General features: G+C 39.0%; 17 protein-coding genes, 2 pseudogenes and 2 riboswitches. Of the genes and pseudogenes, 10 read left to right on the top strand and 9 right to left on the bottom strand.

From position 1 onward, the window contains the following. Positions 1–23 precede the first annotated feature (23 nt). Both ABES52_RS11780 and ABES52_RS11775 read right to left on the bottom strand, forming a co-directional pair. Positions 24–284 (bottom strand): annotated as a pseudogene (locus ABES52_RS11780) (IS3 family transposase); the annotation flags it as partial. A gap of 45 nt (positions 285–329) precedes the next feature. Further along, positions 330–620 (bottom strand): annotated as a pseudogene (locus ABES52_RS11775) (transposase); the annotation flags it as partial. 404 nt (positions 621–1,024) lie between these two features. Further along, positions 1,025–1,130, top strand: a riboswitch (SAM riboswitch). 163 nt (positions 1,131–1,293) lie between these two features. Here ABES52_RS11775 and ABES52_RS11770 point away from each other — a divergent pair. From ABES52_RS11770 to ABES52_RS11740, 7 genes are all read left to right on the top strand, one after another. Then, positions 1,294–1,959 carry an ABC transporter permease gene (locus tag ABES52_RS11770; RefSeq protein WP_429651350.1) on the top strand — a complete coding sequence of 222 codons (666 nt, stop codon included), beginning with the start codon at positions 1,294–1,296 and terminating at the stop codon, positions 1,957–1,959. A 23-nt stretch (positions 1,960–1,982) separates the two neighbouring features. Further along, positions 1,983–2,996 carry an ABC transporter ATP-binding protein gene (locus ABES52_RS11765; protein WP_429651349.1) on the top strand — a complete coding sequence of 338 codons (1,014 nt, stop codon included), beginning with the start codon at positions 1,983–1,985 and terminating at the stop codon, positions 2,994–2,996. Beyond that, entirely contained in the window at positions 2,965–3,705 is a 741-nt protein-coding gene (locus tag ABES52_RS11760; protein WP_429651348.1) for an ABC transporter permease, read from the top strand. Before ABES52_RS11765 ends, ABES52_RS11760 begins: the two co-directional genes overlap by 32 nt. Positions 3,706–3,733: 28 nt before the next feature. Then, entirely contained in the window at positions 3,734–4,666 is a 933-nt protein-coding gene (locus ABES52_RS11755) for an ABC transporter substrate-binding protein (protein ID WP_429651347.1), read from the top strand. A 176-nt stretch (positions 4,667–4,842) separates the two neighbouring features. Further along, positions 4,843–5,790: an endonuclease I family protein gene (locus tag ABES52_RS11750; RefSeq protein ID WP_429651351.1), complete on the top strand. Its 948-nt coding sequence runs from the start codon at positions 4,843–4,845 to the stop codon at positions 5,788–5,790. Positions 5,791–5,878: 88 nt separating this feature from the next. Beyond that, a complete protein-coding gene (locus tag ABES52_RS11745; protein ID WP_429651346.1) occupies positions 5,879–6,850 on the top strand; it encodes a nuclease-related domain-containing protein in 972 nt (323 codons plus the stop codon). Between the two features lie 529 nt (positions 6,851–7,379). Next, positions 7,380–7,464: riboswitch (cyclic di-GMP riboswitch) on the top strand. Positions 7,465–7,537: 73 nt separating this feature from the next. Continuing rightward, positions 7,538–9,028: a DUF5667 domain-containing protein gene (locus ABES52_RS11740; RefSeq protein ID WP_429651345.1), complete on the top strand. Its 1,491-nt coding sequence runs from the start codon at positions 7,538–7,540 to the stop codon at positions 9,026–9,028. 283 nt (positions 9,029–9,311) lie between these two features. On the opposite strand, the gene ABES52_RS11735 is transcribed toward ABES52_RS11740, so the two are convergent. Continuing rightward, a complete protein-coding gene (locus tag ABES52_RS11735; RefSeq protein ID WP_429651344.1) occupies positions 9,312–9,674 on the bottom strand; it encodes a hypothetical protein in 363 nt (120 codons plus the stop codon). 182 nt (positions 9,675–9,856) lie between these two features. On the opposite strand from ABES52_RS11735, the gene ABES52_RS11730 reads away from it, so the two are divergent. Continuing rightward, on the top strand, positions 9,857–11,458 hold the full coding sequence (locus ABES52_RS11730; RefSeq protein WP_429651343.1) for an ATP-binding protein: 1,602 nt from the start codon (positions 9,857–9,859) through the stop codon (positions 11,456–11,458). Then, entirely contained in the window at positions 11,451–12,146 is a 696-nt protein-coding gene (locus ABES52_RS11725) for a response regulator (RefSeq protein ID WP_429651342.1), read from the top strand. Before ABES52_RS11730 ends, ABES52_RS11725 begins: the two co-directional genes overlap by 8 nt. Here ABES52_RS11725 and ABES52_RS11720 read toward each other — a convergent pair. The 6 genes from ABES52_RS11720 to ABES52_RS11695 form a co-directional block, all read right to left on the bottom strand. Next, entirely contained in the window at positions 12,133–12,450 is a 318-nt protein-coding gene (locus ABES52_RS11720) for a DUF4387 domain-containing protein (RefSeq protein WP_429651341.1), read from the bottom strand. The genes ABES52_RS11725 and ABES52_RS11720 overlap by 14 nt on opposite strands. Then, a complete protein-coding gene (locus tag ABES52_RS11715) occupies positions 12,447–13,817 on the bottom strand; it encodes an acyclic terpene utilization AtuA family protein (protein ID WP_429651340.1) in 1,371 nt (456 codons plus the stop codon). The genes ABES52_RS11720 and ABES52_RS11715 overlap by 4 nt, the downstream gene beginning before the upstream one ends. After that, positions 13,818–15,338, bottom strand: a complete 1,521-nt coding sequence (locus ABES52_RS11710; protein ID WP_429651339.1) for a tripartite tricarboxylate transporter permease — start codon at positions 15,336–15,338, stop codon at positions 13,818–13,820. It abuts the gene before it with no gap. Between the two features lie 12 nt (positions 15,339–15,350). Beyond that, positions 15,351–15,812, bottom strand: a complete 462-nt coding sequence (locus tag ABES52_RS11705) for a tripartite tricarboxylate transporter TctB family protein (RefSeq protein WP_429651338.1) — start codon at positions 15,810–15,812, stop codon at positions 15,351–15,353. A gap of 80 nt (positions 15,813–15,892) precedes the next feature. Next, positions 15,893–16,900 carry a tripartite tricarboxylate transporter substrate binding protein gene (locus tag ABES52_RS11700; protein ID WP_429651337.1) on the bottom strand — a complete coding sequence of 336 codons (1,008 nt, stop codon included), beginning with the start codon at positions 16,898–16,900 and terminating at the stop codon, positions 15,893–15,895. 212 nt (positions 16,901–17,112) lie between these two features. Then, positions 17,113–17,832, bottom strand: a complete 720-nt coding sequence (locus tag ABES52_RS11695) for a metallophosphoesterase family protein (protein ID WP_429651336.1) — start codon at positions 17,830–17,832, stop codon at positions 17,113–17,115. A 78-nt stretch (positions 17,833–17,910) separates the two neighbouring features. Here ABES52_RS11695 and ABES52_RS11690 point away from each other — a divergent pair, with 78 nt between their 5' ends. Next, on the top strand, positions 17,911–18,366 hold the full coding sequence (locus ABES52_RS11690; protein ID WP_429651335.1) for a hypothetical protein: 456 nt from the start codon (positions 17,911–17,913) through the stop codon (positions 18,364–18,366). Positions 18,367–18,520: the final 154 nt, after the last annotated feature.

Raw genomic sequence — 18,520 nt, 5'->3', positions numbered from 1 at the left:
GCACGAATTCCCATCTCTTTCATCTACCTTTGTACGCGTTTATGGTTGATATTCAGTTTGTATTTTCTCTTAAGCCAGACTTTGACTCTCCGATACCCGTAGATTCCTTTCAGTTTTTTATGGCACTCCTCGATTTTTTTCTTTAACTGCTCGTCTTCTAATTGCTTTTGAGAAGGGTGTTTCTGCCGTTTTACCCAATTGTAATATCCACTTCGAGACACGCCTGCAATCTTACATAATTCTTGAATAGAAATATGGTTACCAGCGATTTCATGAATGATGGCGAACTTCTTATGAGTTGGTACGGTTTCCATTCCCCCTTTCACATTTTTAAGAGCTTTTTTTAGCATTTCTACTTCCGCTTCAAGACGCTTGATTTTCGTTTCAGGATCTTCTGGACGAGTTCTCGGTCTTCCTTTTCCTGGACCTTTTGCCTTCCCGCGTTTTTCCTCCAGACCTTTCATTCCTTCTTTGTCATAGTGTTCTACCCATCGACGTACCATGGTATGATCAATCCCTAACTCTTTAGCCACCGATTTGTAGCCCATGCCCTCTTTTTTATATAGATCCACAGCTTTCTTTTTAAACTTTACATCATATGTTTTTCGTATTTTCCCCATAGAAAAAATCCCCTCCATAGTAGACAGATTAATGTGCTTTCTTTTTTCTGTCTACTATAAGGGGATCATATCAGACAGCAGGGGGGGTTTTTATGCAAGCCTAACTAGGGTTTATTTTTTATTAAGACGATAACCCTCGATGATAAAAAGGAAATAAATCATAAAAGGCGAAATAATAATTAGCACTTGTTTAAGCCGAGGTTTAAATAAACGTTTGTTTAATTAAGAGGATCCAACCTGTTACGATCCCCAAATGGGCTTGACAGAAAAACGAAATAGTATGTATATTGTAAATATTATCAAATTGTTACGAAATTTATAAAATCATATATTTATTTGATTATTTGTTCAAGTGAATAACAAGATTGATTGTTTTTAAAACCAACTAAATATATAAGCATAATTTCTTATCTAGAGAGGTGGAGGGACTGGCCCGATGAATCCTCGGCAACAGATTCTGTATAGAATACTGTGCCAATTCCAGCAAGCAATACGCTTGGAAGATAGGAAAGGATGACAATGCTTCTTTGTGTATGTAAAGGATCATTCTCAGCCTCTTTCTATTTTCCAGAAAGAGGCTTTTTATTTTAACAAAGACTATTTCACTCTGAATCTAACAACAGATTTCAAAAGGGAGAACAAGAGCCATAAATTTGATTAAAGGAGGAGCTATATGGAAAGGGTTATACAATTTTGGGATTATATATTCGCTAATCAACAACAGATTATTTCGTTAACCTGGGAACATTTTCAGCTTGTTGGTTTGTCTTTAGTTATTGCTATTGCAATTGGTGTCCCCATAGGTGTTATGTTGACAACAAATGAAGAATTAGCAGAAACAGTCCTACAAGTTACAAATATGATTATGACCATTCCTAGCATTGCTCTTTTTGGATTAATGATGCCGATTCTCTCCTTGATTAACCAAGGAATTGGGTTTCTACCAGCTATTATCGCATTAGTTTTGTATTCACAGCTTCCTATTATTCGTAATACATACCTTGCAATAAAAAATGTGAATCCATATATTCGAGACGCAGCTATTGGATTGGGAATGACTAAAGTACAGCGGCTTTTAAAAGTGGAAATTCCAAACGCTCTTCCTATCATGTTAGCAGGTATTCGCACAGCGGTTGTATTAAATATTGGAATCGGGGCAATTGCTGCCTTTGTTGGAGCAGGTGGATTAGGAGTTCTTATTAATCAAGGAATATCCAGAACTCATCCAGATATGATTCTTGCCGGTAGTTTATTGATTTGTATCATATCACTAATTGCCGACAGCCTACTTGGATGGTTACAAAAACGATTTACCCCTATGAATTTACGAGATAAATAGAACAGTTATCGGAGGTACATACAATGATCGAATTTAAACATGTTTCCAAAATATATAACAAACATGTCACAGTTCTAAAAGACATTAACCTATCTGTACCTAGAGGAAAAATTGTTGTGTTACTAGGACCATCAGGGTGTGGGAAAACCACTTTACTCAGAATGGTGAATCGGCTTGTTTCTCTGTCAAAAGGAGAGATTTTTATTAACGGAAAAGAAATTCATCATTTTAATGAAATTGAACTTCGCCGGAAAATCGGTTATGTGATTCAACATCACGGCTTATTCCCAAATATGACGATTGAACAAAACGTGATGATTGTACCTACTTTATTAAGATGGAACAGCAAACAAAAACAGAAACGATTTAGTGAATTAATGGAATTGATTGGACTTGATCCCGATGAATATCGCAAAAGATATCCTCACCAATTATCAGGTGGGCAACAGCAGCGAATTGGTATTGCTCGAGCAATGGCAGCTGATCCACCAGTCATGTTAATGGATGAACCGTTTAGTGCACTAGATCCTGTCATACGTACTCACTTGCAAGATGAGTTTTTAAAAATTCAAAAACAAGTAAAGAAAACCATTTTGTTTGTCAGTCATGATATTGATGAAGCAATAAAGCTGGGTGATTATATTGCTATTTTAAATAATGGGCAATTAATACAATATGATACTCCAAGTCGTCTGTTGCTCTCTCCTAAAAATGAGTTCGTGGCAAATTTCATTGGGAAAGATCGTACATTCAAACAACTTAGCCTTTATACAATTGCCGATTTAATGAAAGAAGGCTATGTTCGACAAGTAGAAAACCATTTAATTTCTGAAACCATCTCGATTGACACAAACCTGCGTGAAGCGTTATCAAAATTACTTTTTAATTCAAATGAACAAGCGATCATTATAAATGGACAACAACCTGTTGGGATTGTTCATAGCCAAGATATTAAACATTTTTTACACAGCCTTACTCATAAACCGATTAGAAAGGAAGTGAACTATGAAGAAAAAAATCTTGTCAAATCTTTTTAAGTTTATTTGCTTATTGTGTTCACTTATTTTTCTTATTTGGGCCTATCAAAGTGGGAACTTTCAGCTTATTTTTGATTATCCAGATGAATTCATAGTTCTTTTTTCTGAACATCTGAAACTTGTTACACTCTCATCGGCACTTGCCATCTTCACTTCAATTCCTGTTGGCATTTTTATAACAAGAGAAAGATTCAAAAAGTTTGAATGGGCTTTTCTCAATCTTGCTAATATCGGGCAAGCTGTACCAAGTATAGCTGTTTTAGCACTTATTATGTTAGTTTTAGGAATCGGTCTGTATTCTGCTGTTATTGCATTATTTATGTATTCCCTCTTACCGATTTTACGAAATACCGTAGAAGGCATTAAATCCATTGATAACCAGTTGTTGGATTCAGCTAAAGGTATGGGACTAACACCAACACAAATTCTATTTCGAATTGAGATTCCAAATGCCCTACCAACTATGATGGGTGGCATTAGGACAGCAGTTGTACTGAATATTGGAAATGCTGCCTTAGCGTATTTAATCGGTGGTGGAGGATTAGGAGATTATATTTTTACAGGTATTGAAATGCTCGATAGTACATATCTTCTCTCAGGAGCCGTTCCTGTTACTTTAATGGCAATCATTGCAGATTCTAGTTTACGTCTTATAGAAAGGTTCATTACGTCAAAAGGAGTTCGCTTAAGACAATCTGCAATCAATTAAAATTTATTTTTTTAGGAGGGTACTCGTCATGAAAAAATTACTTTATTTCGTCTTTATTTTTTTACTAGCTTTGTTTGTTTTAACCGGATGCAAAAATAGTGAAACAGCGTCAGGAGATGACAAGAAAGACGATACCATTGTTGTAGGGACAAAATATCATACAGAATCTTACATTTTATCAAAAATTACAGCTCTATATTTAAAAGATAAAGGATATCAAATTGAAGAAGCTGGCCAAATGGGAGGTCAACTATCTCGTAAGGCTCTAGAAAATGATCAAATTGATCTTTATTGGGACTATACCGGAACAGCGTTAGTGACTTATTTAAAGCAAGACACGATTTCAGATCCAAAACAAGCATACGAAAAACTTGCAAAAATCGATAAAGAAAAGAACGACATTATTTGGTTAAGTCCTGCTGCTTTTAATAATACATTCGCTCTTTTATTAAAAGAAGAAAAAGCAAAAGAACTTGGTATCGAAACGATTAGTGATTTAGCTGCTTACGTAAATCAAAATCCTGGAAAATTAACATTTGCTACAAACGCTGAATTTGCGAGCCGTCCTGATGGCTTAAAAGGAATTGAAAAAGAATATGGTTTTAAATTTGGATCTAAGAATGTGAAAAAAATGGAGACAGGCTTACCTATTCAAGCATTAAGCAATGGTGAAGTGGATGTAGCAGTTGCCTATTCAACAGATGGAAGAATTAAAGCGTATAACTTAAAAGCCTTAAAAGATGATAAAACCTTCTTTCCTGCTTATAACGGTATGGTCACAACTCGTGCAGATGTATTACAACAACATCCAAATCTTGAAAAAGAATTAAAACCAATTGTAGATAAATTAGACGATGAAACGATCACAAATTTGAACTATCAAGTAGATTTCGAAAAGAAAAGTGTTGAAGAGGTAGCAAAGAACTGGTTATTACAAAACGGATTTATTAAATCAAAATAAGGATTCTGGTGTTAATGTAATCCCCCTGCTGATTAGCAGGGGGATTTTTATCCTCGATGATAAAAAGGAAATAAATCCTAAATGGCGAAATAATTATTTAAGACAAGGTCTAAATAAACGTTTGTTTAATCCAAGATCTAAATAAACGTTTGTTTAATTAAGGGGGCATTCCATTGATGGAAAATGAGGAGAGACAACTGCAACAATTAGTGGTGAAATTTTTCTCCGAACAACAAGAAAGGCAAGTGAACGATCGTCTTCGCACTTCGCTTCTTTTATTAAAAAATCAAGAGAAAGTTCGGCAAGATCCTACCCATTATTATAATGAAGAAAGTGATATAAAAGACATTCAAACCTATTATAAAGATGTTAGCCATCCAAATAAATCTGCGACGGAATTGTTTCACCTTTTTCATGAACTAGTCAAAACAACGCATAAAAACCAATTACCTTATTCCATCAGTAAAGACCGCTATTTATATACGTGGGTCGATTTGCAACCGGATGGATCGGTGAAAAGTATTTATTCTGGGGAAAAAGAGGATCCGCAAAAGCTCATTCAGGAAGACTTTTTAACGAATCAAAAAAGGTATGTCCAATTCCAATCCCTTTTAAAACAAGTGAAAAAGAAGGGCTCTACCTTATTGAAAAAAATGAAAATTATTGATAGGGAACTAAAGTATAATACAGAACATATTGTTCCCCAATCTTGGTTTCATGCACGTGAACCAATGAAAGGTGATTTGCATCATTTATTTGTCTGTCAACCTGCTTGCAATTCAAGAAGGTCCAATTACCCCTATGCTGACTTTTCTTTTTATCAACCCGAATTACCAACAGAAAAAATCCGCAATCATTGTGGGATCGTCATAGATGGACGCTTCGAACCTGAACACGGAAAAGGCGCCGCTGCTCGAGCGATGCTGTACTTTCTTTTACGCTACCCAAAGGCCATCAAAAAAAGCTTCTTAGAACAAATCGATCTTCGTTTACTCATCCAATGGCATGAAGCATTCCCTATCACCATTTATGAAAAACACCGCAACCAAGCCATTTATCACATTCAAGGAAACCGTAACCCGTTTATTGATTTTGCAGATTTAGTACATCAAATTTGTTTCTGAGTGGGTAAAAATTCGACAGGCGTTGACTAAGGTGAAAAGATAGTTGATAATTTTTACAGATATTTCTATTTTGATGGGAGTGATGCTTTTGATAAAAAAAGAACGTAAAATTCCTCTTATTCTCCAAAAATATGAAGCTTTGCTACGAAGGCTTCCGGCAGCTCATCCGAAACGGGAACTGATTGAAAAAGAGCTAGCGAAAAGACGTGCAGGATATGAAGGAGAGAAGTCAATCGACTACTTTTTAAAAGAGGTTTCAAAGGATCGATACTTCATTTTTCATGATCTACGGCTACCGATTGGCGATTCCTTTGTTCAATTTGATACAATTTTACTATCCGCATCCTACCTGCTGATTCTCGAAGTGAAAAATATAAAAGGGACCCTTTACTTTGATCCTTATATTCAACTGCTCCGAGTCATCGATTCAGAAGAAGAAGCGTTTCCGGATCCGATTTTACAAACGGAACGGCAACAGAAGAAGTTAATTTCATGGCTTACCTCTTACCAGTTACCGATGCTTCCTATCGAGTTTCTCATTGTGATTAGTGATCCGTCTACGATTCTCAAAACTGCTCCTCCCCATAAAAGGATTCCCCCAATGGTCATCCGTGCCGCCCATTTACCTCACAAAATCGAAGCCTTTGAAAAAATGTACCGGGAAGAGAAAATAACTAGAAAAGAAATGAACAAAATCTCCCGTCTTTTTCTCAAACAACATACCCCGCTCAATAGTGATGTTTTATCGGCCTTTCACCTATCAAAGGATGACATCCTAACAGGTGTCCACTGCCCGAACTGCTTTACGCTGCCCATTTTGAAACATCCGCACCGCAATCGATGGACATGTCCCAAGTGTCATACGATTCATCCTGATGCCCATATTGCTGCATTACTCGACTATGCCCTTCTTTTTGGTACTACTATCACCAATCGGGAGTGTAGGCGGTTTTTGCATTTAACTTCTGTACCGTCAGCAGCGAAACTATTGGCAGCAATGAATCTCGAATATACAGGCACATTCCGTGATCGAAAATATGTTTTGCCTCTCATTGAATAAGGAAGGTGAGTCATTGCGAACGGAAAGAAAATTATGTCTAACAGAAAGAAAAATATTCGGAACTGAAAGAATTGCATCAAACGTAAAGTAAATTTTGCTGAACTGAAAGTAATTATGTCAAACGTAAAATAAATTGGCGGAATGGAAAGTAATTACGTCAAACGTAAAGTAAATTTTGCTGAACTGAAAGTAATTACGTCAAACAGAAAGAAAAATTGACTTATAGTAGCGCTCGCCGCCGAATGGCATTAATCTACTGCTGGGACGTTCGGCATCAATCTCAAATGTTGGCGTCGATTGTTTCGAGATCTGTATATGGCTCATGACGAACCGAAAGGAGAACACGTAGGCGTCCCCTTTTTTTGTTTATCGTGGAAAATAAAGGTTCTATTTGATGAAAAAAGAACTACACAACAAAAATCAGATATTTCTTGAAAATACTAAAAATTATCTATATCATTTCTTTCATTAATTAAAGTATATTTAATAATGCGAAATGAAGAACGCCTTCATCGAGTACACGTTCTTCATTTGAAAAAGGCAAATCTATCGAAAGGTAGAGACGCAAAGTCACAGACCTACGGTGGTAACACTATGGTGGCTGGACTGCTGAAGAATGGAGAACTACTCGAAATGAGTAGATTCAAAATTCTTCCGATCAAAAAAATTTGTATTGGAGGAATTGTTATGTTTAAACATGTACGGAATGTCCTTACGACAAGTGTCCTTGCGACAGCTTTTACCTTTTATTTAGGAACGGGTCAAGCTCTAGCCGAAAGCGATGAGCAACCGACAGAACCGCAAACCACACAGGAAGAGCAAATATTAGAACAACCGACAACAGATGAAACGGTGGTAGAATCAACACCGGAAGAAGCGGAGTCTTCCTCAGAAGAAGCAACCGAAGAGGAACAAGCACCAGAGGATGAAGGAAGTAACGAAGAGCCAGCAGCTGAAGAAACTGGTGAAATGACTAATGAAGAACCTGCCCCAGAAGCCGAGCCAATTACTGAACAAGAAGAGGGAACCGAAACTCCTTCCCTTTTACCGGGTGACTTTTTCTATTTTGTAAAAATCCTTCTTGAAAATGTGCAACTAGCGTTAACATTTGATGAGGTGAAAGAAGCAGAATTACTCGTTTCTTTTGCCCAAGAGCGGATTCAAGAAGCCGAGGCCCTGATTGCGAACGGTGAAGAAGAATTAGCGAAAGAAGTGCTAGAAAAAGCGATTGAGCAACAAGAACAAGCCCTAGCGAAATATGAAGAGGCTGAGTCTGATTCTGAAGAGGAGACGGACGCTTCATCTGAAAATGAAACCGACACTACCAATGAAGAAGAGGCCGAGGAGCAACCACCTACTTCCGACGATTCCATTCGCCAAGCACTTGAAGAAAAATTCGCTGCGAACATCTTAGCTTTAACGGCAGCTCTTGAAAAAGTTGAAAATCCTCGAGCAAAAGAAGCTCTTCAAAAGAATATTGAAAAGGCTCAAAAGAAGTTAGAGAAGAAAATCAATAAAAAATTGGCTAAGCTCCAAGAAAAAGAATGGAAAGCCGATCAACAACGTGAAGAACTGTCAGAGAAACTAGCATCTGGCGAGATGACTCAAGAAGAATATGACAAAAAACTAGCTGAAATGAACGAAGAGTTAGTTGAAGAGCAAGAAGAACTGCGGAAGGAATTCGAAAAAGAATCAGATAAAGTTGTAGGAAAAGTCCTCGAAAAGGCAAATGGCAAACATAAAGGCAATAAAGAGAACGAACAAAATCAAGAAAAAGTTAATGAAAACGAAGACAAAGAATCTGTTCGTCAAGTAGCTGTAAACATGAACGCAGAATCAAGTCAAAAAGCGGTAGAAAAACAACGTGAGGCGAAACACAAAGATAAACAACATAAAGAAGATAAACAACGTGAAGAAGAAAAACGCCGTGAGCACAGAAACAAAGACCGTGAAGAAGCGAAAGAACAGAATAAAAGATTAGAGAAAAATGAAGCACATAAAGAAGAAAATGACAAAGCAGAACCAAAAAATGTCGATAAACATACAGAACAGAAAGAAAACGTAGACCACCATAAACAAAAAGAATCCGACAAAAAAGATCATAAGGAAAAACATGAAGAACGAAAGAATGAGAACAGAGGGAAAGACAAAAAAGAGGACGATGATGACCAAGATTAATATATAAGAGATCAAGAGAAAAAAAGAACTACCGAATCACTTAAATATATTTAGAGAAAAAATAAAAAATATAAGATAAAAAACGCTTGGATATTCATTTAACGGGTTCGGGTTAGAGTACAAAAATCTAATTAGGATAACGGTTCCCGGTTCGTTAGGTAAATGTTACTTCTTTCGCAACAAAAAAGGCATTGTTTTTTAACAATGCCTTTTTACTTATGTTGAACTAATGCACTCGTAAAACAAGAAATGAACAATAAGTGAGTTACTCTAATAATTTGTACTAGTAATTTTTAAGTCTTCCATCAACCAGGAAAAAAAGGATGGAACTGATTATAGCGTATACATATAACCAATCTAAGAAAAATACTGTAATGAGACCGAAGAAAACGTGAATGGAGAATGAAAAAAATAATTGTTTTATTCCTTCCATACTTTTTGTTATGTATTCGGAAAAGAGTGAGATGGGTAATCCGTATACAAAATTACCAATCAAAGCGTAAAAGAAAACAAAAGGTGTAGATAGAAGTACTTCTGATAATCCATCTGTATAATCTTCTTTAAAATAAATGAGGCTAAAAACGGAAAGACCTATTGTTAGAAAAATAGATGTATATAAAGCAGCTAAGGCTTTTCGCTTAAACAATGCATCACCTTCTCTGTGTTCCTTATTTATTTCGTATCTAAAAAATAATATCGACATTTAAATAAAAATACAATAAAGGTTTGGTAGCTTCAAAGGTCAATCCAAACATAATTTTACGAATATTTTAAAATATAACAATTCCAATTATAATAAATAACAGAATTTATCTGAAGGAGATCATCATGAAAGCAATTAAGCTTCATACGAAAATGGCGTTGTTTATTTGTTTGCTCTTGTTAATAGTGTTAGGGATCTTAGGATCTTATTTTACCCATATGATCTCTGAAACGTTGGAAGAACAAACAGGGAAAAGGGCGTTACATGTTGCGACAACGGTTGCTGAGATGCCAGCGATTCGCGAGGCATTTAGTTTAGAGAATCCATCTTCTGTGATTCAACCGATTGCTGAAGACGTACGCATCAAAACCGGAGCCGAATTTGTCGTTGTCGGAAATAAAGATAGTATTCGCTATTCCCATCCGATTCCTGAGCGGATTGGGAAAAAGATGGTTGGTGGGGATAACGATCGTGCGCTAATAAAAGGCGAGTCGTACGTATCCAAAGCGGTCGGTTCTCTTGGTCCATCTTTACGAGGGAAAGCGCCGATTTTTGACGAAAATGGAGAAGTTATTGGGATTGTATCGGTTGGCTTTCTTTTAGAAGACATTGAAACGATCGAAAAGCACTATCAATTCAAAGTGATGTTTCTTGTTGTTTTCGTGCTCGCGATTGGAACAATCGGTTCTTTTTACATTTCCAAAGGGTTAAAAAAGGCGATTTTTGGACTGGAACCTCATGAGATTGCAAGTCTATTTGTTGAAAAACACGCCATTTTAGAATCTGTCCGTGAAGGGATTATTGCCATTAATAACAACGGCAACATTACGATGGTTAACCAACAAGCTTATGACATTCTCGGGATGGACCGGAAGAAAAATTGGATTGGTCAATCGATTCATGAAGTAATACCAAACTCACGTATGGTAGAAGTGCTCCAAACGAAAGAAAGTCATTTTGACGAAGAACTCAAGATTGGAAACAACGAACTCATTGTCAATCGGGTACCCATTTTTAATGGCGATGACATCATAGGAGTCGTATCTAGTTTTCGGAAAAAAACAGAAATTGACCAACTGACGAAAGAATTAACCCAAGTTCACCGATACGCTGAAGCATTACGCGCTCAAACGCATGAATATTCGAATAAACTAAACACCATCTCAGGACTCATACAACTTGGTTCTTATCAAGAAGCGCTCGATTTTATACATAAAGAAACTGTAGAATATCAAACAATCATTCAACAGTTAATGCGAGCGGTTCCAGATACGATGATTGCCGCTATTATTCTAGGAAAATATAACCGGGCCCACGAGTTAAAAATCGACTTGCAGATAGATGAAGAGAGCAGTATGAAAGACATCCCACCCCATATCCATCGCGAGAAGCTTGTGACCATCATTGGAAACTTACTTGATAACGCCTTTGACGCCGTGTTAGCCGCAAATAAAAAAGAAAAAACGGTTCATTTATTTATGACGGATATCGGGGACGATTTGATTTTTGAAGTCGAGGATTCCGGGAACGGCATACCGGAAGAGTTCTTCGATCAAATTTTTCAAAAAGGTGTGAGCACGAAAAAAGGAGAAGGAAGAGGTATGGGGCTATATTTAGCCAACCAAGCCGCTCAATATTTAAATGGGTACATTACGGTTGAGAACAGTCCTCAAGGAGGGGCTGTTTTTACCGTCGTCATTCCGAAAAGGGGGAAAGAGCATGAGTAACATCCAAGTACTCATTGTGGAAGATGATATGAAAATATCAGAAATTAATCGTCGCTTTACGGAAAAAGTAGAAGGATTTGAAGTATGCGGAGTGGCGTCGTCGATTGATGAAGCGAAAGAGGTCATCGATATTCTTGAGCCAGACCTCTTGTTACTTGATGTGTATTTTCCCGATGGGGACGGAATCGATTTTTTATGGTATATTCGACAACATTACCGAGACGTTGATGTGATTTTAATTACGGCAGCGAAGGAAGTGGATCGAGTAGAAGCAGCGATTCGCGGCGGAGTGTTTGACTTTTTAATTAAACCGATTATTTTTAAACGACTCCAGCAAACATTAGAAAAATACCGTGAATATCGAAACAATCTCCAAACAATGAAAGAAGTCAACCAACATCAAGTCGATCGCTTATTGCATCGTATGAAGGAAGAAGAAGTGAGCGAATCGGTCGTTCCTAAAGGGATTGATCCATTAACGTTAAAAAAAGTACAACAGCATCTATTACGGTTTTCCGATGGAGTTACTGCGGAAGAATTAGGTCAATACGTGGGTGTGAGTCGAACCACCGCTCGCCGTTATTTAGAATATCTCGTCTCGACAGGAGCGGTACGTGCCGACCTCACGTATGGTAGTGTCGGCAGACCTGAACGAAGATATATTTCCTTACAATTTAAGGGATCATAAGTTCGAGAAGTGGAGCGTGCTGCTGCGCACCATAGGTATCTCGTTCTCCAGGCGCTCCTGAGGAAATGGTTCGTTTAATCGTAAATTTAATCGCATAGGCTTGGTCAAAATAGACAAGTTCGACAATGTCCTCTAGATGGATTTGATAGAGGTTGGCAATCGTTTCTTTCGTAATTACATTTGACGTTTTTACTCGTTCGTAGGTGGGCTGGTCTGGAAAAATCATATCAAATGTTATTTCAAACGGTCCGGCATTTTTACTACGAACAACTTGAGCGAGGTCTTTTAAAGGTTGTTTACTCATGACTTTCTCCTTCCCAAGGTGATACGTTTAATCGTAAAAAGTTCGAGAGGGTCATCGACAGCAACTGTATGATAAATCGAGAACTCAAACACTTGCCCTGCTGAAAATTCTGGAGGTGCAAACGGAAGTGCTAAATTTCCGGCGGTAGATACTCTTCCTTCATAATCGATATGCATCAACACGGACCGGGCGTAGGCACAAATACTATCTGCTAATTCTTGCGTTGGTGCCACGACTTCGATCACGATTCCGACCTCCAGTGGCTCGGATGATGTAGTCTCCCAAGGGCCCATCACCCCATTGAGTCCATAATATTTAAAATAAAGTTTCGCTTCGCTGGACTCAATTTCAGGAAAATAGTCGGCGACATCCTTTTTCACTTTTTCAATAATGGTTTCCAGTTGATGGATGAAGAAAGGATCGCGAACGCCTGCAACGAGTACTGTTCGATAACCTGAAGGTCGAACCCCCTCTAATTTAATCTCGTATTGGGACGAAGGAATAAATTGACTACCTGTGACACGAACGGTTTGCTCATCTTCTTGCGAAAATTTGCACTGTGATAAATCAAGGATACCCCCTGGACCTGGTAGAAGGTAGGGATGAGATTTTTCATACAACGTATGTGCAGCTACGGATTGGATGGTACATTTTCGGCTCGGATGTAACGGACGAACTAAAAAGTGGTCATCGCGGATCATACCAATCATGCCGTCTTTAGCCGTCCCTGGTGTGGCAGCGATTGCTCCGCACTCTAAAATTTTTCCCATATGCCAGCTGAGACCAGGGTCCATTCTATGGAAAAGGGGAAGAGCAGCCGTCATCACCGGGTCATACGTTCGGCCACCTACGATGATGTCGACTCCTTCTTTTAAGGCCTCTAAATACGGTTCTACGCCCATTTGTCCTACTAGGGCGGTTGTATCCTGAATCGCCTGTTCGGTTAAAAGAGGAGCGGAACCGACCGACGTGACTTTTCCTTGTTCCCATTTGGTCATTAACCAATCCTTGGACACATCTGCGTAAATGGCTGCAATCGTTAGCTCTATATTTTCTTCTTCAGCAATTTCTTTTAATATATCCACCGTCCATTGAACGCGAAGGTTGGCGCCTGAACCACCAGCTGATCCGATGAGAAGGGGGATGTTGTGCTTTTTTGCTGCTATCACAAGAGGCGTTAAGTCTTTTTTCGTAGCATAACGACTTACACCTCCTACCCCCATCCCCAACCGGTGCGGGCCACCATCTGTTGAGCCCGCATCCACACTAATCGCATGGGGATGTTGTGCTAGTCCGTATTCTAAAGATTCGATCGGATAGCCGTATCCAAGCATTCCTTGAGGGGAGAGAATTCGAATTTCTTTCATTTACATCTCCTTCTCTCGGCCTTGGTTATGAATTTCTGTTCGTTTGCTTAACCGTTGACGAATCAACGGGATGACTAGTGATAGGAAAGCAAGAATTAACAAGATAATTGTAATTTTACTTTCAAAAAAGATCGTGTAACGTCCGTTGGAGATGGTAAGGGCTTGACGAAACGCTTGTTCCATCATGCCGCCTAAAATGAACGCCAAAATAAACGGTGGTGCTGGAAACGAGAAAATTCTCATCAAATACCCTAACACGCCAAAAGCGACTAGCAAGTATAAGTCAAACGTGTTAAAACTTACGGCGTACACACCGATTAAACAGAACACAATGATGAGCGAAATAAGCATCGGTTTTGGAATGTATAAAATACGAGAGATATAAGGAATGAGCGGTAAATTTAAAATTAATAAAAAGATATTTCCGATATACATACTGGCAATGACTCCCCAGAACACATCCGGGTGGTCTTGTAACATTAACGGCCCTGGTTGAACGCCGACAACTAATAAGGCACCTAGTAAAACGGCTGTCGTTCCTGACCCTGGAATACCGAGAGTTAATAATGGAACAAAAGCACCGCTCGTGGCGGCATTATTGGATGCTTCAGGTGCTGCAAGTCCTTTTAAATTTCCTTTTCCAAAAGTAGAGGAATCTTTAGCTAATCGTTTTTCAGTTAGATAAGACATAAAAGAAGCAATGGTTGCACCCGCACCAGGGAGGACGCCAAGTATAAAGCCGAGAACCGAGTGCCGTGCGATCGGACCAGAAATTTCTTTTGCTTCTTTTTTCGAAATTTTTAACTCACCCACATTGGAATCTTTTCCAAAGTTGTGTTGCTTTCGCGTCAGAATTAACGAACAAACTTCCGCTAACGCAAACAAACCGAGGGCAATGATGAGAAAATCGATGCCTTCAAGTAAATTCGGAGTTCCAAACGTAAAGCGCTGCGTTCCTGTTTGCTGATCCATTCCGATTGTAGCCACGATTAATCCGAGAGTTGCTGAAATCAGCGCTTTGATGGTTGAACCTTCCGACAAACTAGCAATGGCCGTTAGTCCAAGAAGCATGAGAGCAAAATATTCCGTTGGTCCAAACGTAATCGCGAAATCGGCCATCACTGGGGCGACAAGCATTAAGGCAACGACGCTGATCGTACCACCGCAAAAGGAGGCAATCGCAGCAATCGCCAATGCTTTTCCCGCTTTTCCTTGCTTCGCTAACGGGTATCCGTCAAAAGCGGTAGCGACTGTCCCCGAAATACCTGGAGCATTTAATAGAATAGAAGAAGTCGATCCACCAAACACCGCACCGTAATACACACCAGCCATTAAAATTAACGCCGAAGCTGGTTCCATTCCATAGCTAAGCGGAATCATGATGGCAATCGCACTGATTGGGCCAAGACCAGGCAGCATACCAATGATGGTACCGACAAAAACACCAATAAAAGCAAATAAAATATTTTGAAAGGTTAATGCGACTTTAAAACCATAGAGAATGCTATCTAAGTAGTCCATAGGCTTCCTCCTTTAGAATGGCAAGATGCCTTGCGGTAAATAAATGCTGAGTAAGTAATTAAAAGAAAAGTAGACGGTGAATGTAAACAAAACCGCTAAGAGACTATTCACTTTCCAGTTTTGATAACCTAAAAGTCTTGTAGTCACGAGCAAAAAGGCGATGGTCGTTAACACAAACCCTACCCATTCTAATAGCCAAATATAAAGTAAAATCATCCCTAATATGGTCAAAAGAATAGTGAGTTCTTCTTTCTTTAAATTTCTCTTTTCTTTTTCTGCTTCGGTTTCTGGTTTATTTTCAATAAATAATGCAATGGATAACACAATTAATAAAAAGCCTAATCCTTTCGGAAGGACGTCCGAATCCACAATCGCATAAGGGAATTCTGGTAATTGGTAACTCAAATACAAATAGAATACCGCGAACAGAAGTAAAATCACTGATATCTTCCGGTTCGTTGAATGAAGGAACACGATCAACACCTTCTTTCTTTTAAAAATAGGAGAATGGAGGATAGATGAACCATCCTCCTTTGTATAAATGTTGTATACGGTTATTTAGCTAAACCGATTTCTTCCATGAGCTCTTTCATAATGGCGTATTCTTTATCCAGATGTTCTTTAAACTCTTCACTAGACATAAAGTTGTCTGTCCAACCGAAGTTGTCACGCTGCTCTTTCCACGTATCTGTTTCCATCATCTGTTTAATCGCAGTTTCGTAATATTTTACCGCTGCTGGGTCCATATTAGGTGGCCCCATAAAGCCGCGCCATACGATAAATTCATCGTCAATGCCTTGTTCTTTGAGGGTTGGGAATTCGGATACCGTTTCACCTTCGAGACGTTCCGGTGCTGTAATCGCTAAAACTTTCACTTTTCCTGCTCGAGCTTGTTCGGTCGCTTCGGCTAAACCGGTAGAGTATACATCGACCTTTCCGCCAAGCAGCATGCTCATTCCGTTTCCATCTTGGGCAGACACATATTTTAATTGTTTAACGTCAACTCCTGCTGCTTTCACGGCTTTTACAAATTGCAAATGATCCATACTTCCTGGAGCCGAATCTCCAACGATGGATACGGATTTCGGATCTTTCTTTAACGCTTCGACTAAATCATTCATGTTATCAAATGGTGAATCTGCACTTACGATAAAGGCTGCATAATCGGCAATGACTCCCGCAATTGGAGTAAAATCGTTATGACCTAAGTCCGATTGACCATTGAGTGGAACGAATAAAATAGGTGGTGACGTTACAAATAGGGTATGATTGTCTCCTTTTTTACCATGGACATATGCCCAACCGACAGCACCTCCACCGCCTGGTTTATTCACAACCGCCATCCGTTGATCAATGATTTTTTCCTCTTGCAGAACTTTAGCTACCGTGCGTGCTGTCGTGTCCCAACCACCGCCAGGACCCGCAGGAGCAATCACTTCAATTGGTTTTTGAGGTTTAAAATCCCCATTGTTCCCGTTATTTGATGCGGTCTCACTATTTCCACTACAAGCTGCTAGCATCATAACCATGAAAGCAGCCATTAAACATGCCAACCGTTTCATGAAAAAACCCCCTTTGTTTATTGGAATCGCTTTCATCATAACCTTTTATCAAGTTCGTTGTGAATATTCCGAAAAATAACCGCATTTTGTATGTATTGGGCATTTTGTTCATAAAGTTCATAGGGGAATTTTGAAAGAATTAGAAAACGGTTGACTTGGGAAAATTGTAGTTTCAGGCTACCCAAACAAAAAAGCCGCCTTTTAAAGACGGCTTACAAACTCCCTTTTCGTACGATATCAATCATCATCTCCGCATTCGGGTAGTTCACTTCTTGATATTTTTCAACGACTTTTTCAATGTCCACGTTTACTCGTTCAATCGAGGTCCGGATATTCCCATTGTCGATTTCCACCATCGCATACGAAGCTTTCGGCATTCCGTCAAACGGCAAACCGACGCTGCCTAGATTCATCACAATCTTTCCATTGATATAGCGAATGTACGGCTTATGTATATGAGCATACACGTAAATATCGGCATCTTTTTTGGACATGATTTTTTCTTGGATTACGTTATCATCCATGTGCGGTAAGACCACATCAAACAAACTATCCGGTGTCGCATGGAACGCATGGATCGTCACGTTTTCTACAGGAATCGTCTTTTCTGTTGGTAACTGTTTTAAGTATTCTAAGTCTTCCGTATCTAGCTGCGAAACCGTCCAGTCCCGCTCGCGGTTCATCAATTCCAACGCGTGATCTGGCACTTCTCCTTTTTTTACACCACGCACGACCCACTCATCGGCATTTCCTTTAATAACCTCCGCATCCAACGAACGAATCACTTCAAGCGCTCTTTTCGGCTCCGGCCCGCGGTAACATAGGTCGCCAAGTACATAGATCTGGTCGACTTTCTTTTGTTGAAGCTCTGCCATCACCGCATCCAGTGCGATCGCATTGCCGTGAATATCTGAAATAAAGGCGATTTTCATAAAGGAACCTCCTTTGAGACAAAGTTTTTACCTATCGTACATATAAATTGGTTAAAAGACGAAAAAAGGCGTGATCAGATGAGTAACCCCCATGCTTTACGGAACATCCTTTTTTTAGTAGTTGCAGGACTTCTAGGTATAGTGGGATATTTTATTTTTACTTCTAAACCTGACCCTACCTCCATTGTACGTCAATTTTACGCATATGAGCAAAAAGGGGACTTTGGCAGCGCATGGGAGCTGTTTCATTCCACGATGAAAGAACGCTTTGCAAAAAATAGCTACGTGACAGAGCGTTCTCATATTTACATGAGTCATTTCGGTGTGACCACCTTTGATTTCACCCTTTCCGACGAAGCTAAAAAACGATCTAATTGGAAAATGAGCGAAGACGGCCCAGCGTTCAAGGAAGCGTACCAAGTTACGGTACAACAAACCTTTCATAGTAAATTCGGGACCTTCACAATTCAGCAAGACGTGTATGTAGTAAAGGAAAAAGGCCAGTGGAAAATTGTTTGGAAATTCGGTAAATAAGATAAAGGACAGCTGCTATGACGTTGTGGAAACTGAAAGTAAAGTAGCGTGAACGTTAAGAAAAATAGCAGGAACTGAAAGAAAAGTAGTGTGAACTTCAAGTAAAAGTGCCGGAACTTCAAGAAAGTAGTAACGAACTTTAAGTAAATTTTAA

Origin of the sequence: Aeribacillus pallidus (assembly GCF_050478865.1) — a bacterium.
Classification (GTDB): Bacteria; Bacillota; Bacilli; order Bacillales; family JACDOC01; genus JACDOC01.
This window is presented reverse-complemented; position numbering and strand designations above follow the sequence as displayed.

Bases quoted from the DNA above. Each gene is read 5' to 3' on its own strand.
- ABES52_RS11710 (WP_429651339.1), bottom strand. From the start codon at position 15,338: ATGGACTACTTAGATAGCATTCTCTATGGTTTTAAAGTCGCATTAACC.
- ABES52_RS11695 (WP_429651336.1), bottom strand. From the start codon at position 17,832: ATGAAAATCGCCTTTATTTCAGATATTCACGGCAATGCGATCGCACTG.
- ABES52_RS11730 (WP_429651343.1), top strand. From the start codon at position 9,857: ATGAAAGCAATTAAGCTTCATACGAAAATGGCGTTGTTTATTTGTTTG.
- ABES52_RS11725 (WP_429651342.1), top strand. From the start codon at position 11,451: ATGAGTAACATCCAAGTACTCATTGTGGAAGATGATATGAAAATATCA.
- ABES52_RS11715 (WP_429651340.1), bottom strand. From the start codon at position 13,817: ATGAAAGAAATTCGAATTCTCTCCCCTCAAGGAATGCTTGGATACGGC.
- ABES52_RS11690 (WP_429651335.1), top strand. From the start codon at position 17,911: ATGAGTAACCCCCATGCTTTACGGAACATCCTTTTTTTAGTAGTTGCA.
- ABES52_RS11740 (WP_429651345.1), top strand. From the start codon at position 7,538: ATGTTTAAACATGTACGGAATGTCCTTACGACAAGTGTCCTTGCGACA.
- ABES52_RS11720 (WP_429651341.1), bottom strand. From the start codon at position 12,450: ATGAGTAAACAACCTTTAAAAGACCTCGCTCAAGTTGTTCGTAGTAAA.
- ABES52_RS11750 (WP_429651351.1), top strand. From the start codon at position 4,843: ATGGAAAATGAGGAGAGACAACTGCAACAATTAGTGGTGAAATTTTTC.
- ABES52_RS11755 (WP_429651347.1), top strand. From the start codon at position 3,734: ATGAAAAAATTACTTTATTTCGTCTTTATTTTTTTACTAGCTTTGTTT.
- ABES52_RS11765 (WP_429651349.1), top strand. From the start codon at position 1,983: ATGATCGAATTTAAACATGTTTCCAAAATATATAACAAACATGTCACA.
- ABES52_RS11700 (WP_429651337.1), bottom strand. From the start codon at position 16,900: ATGAAACGGTTGGCATGTTTAATGGCTGCTTTCATGGTTATGATGCTA.
- ABES52_RS11770 (WP_429651350.1), top strand. From the start codon at position 1,294: ATGGAAAGGGTTATACAATTTTGGGATTATATATTCGCTAATCAACAA.
- ABES52_RS11760 (WP_429651348.1), top strand. From the start codon at position 2,965: ATGAAGAAAAAAATCTTGTCAAATCTTTTTAAGTTTATTTGCTTATTG.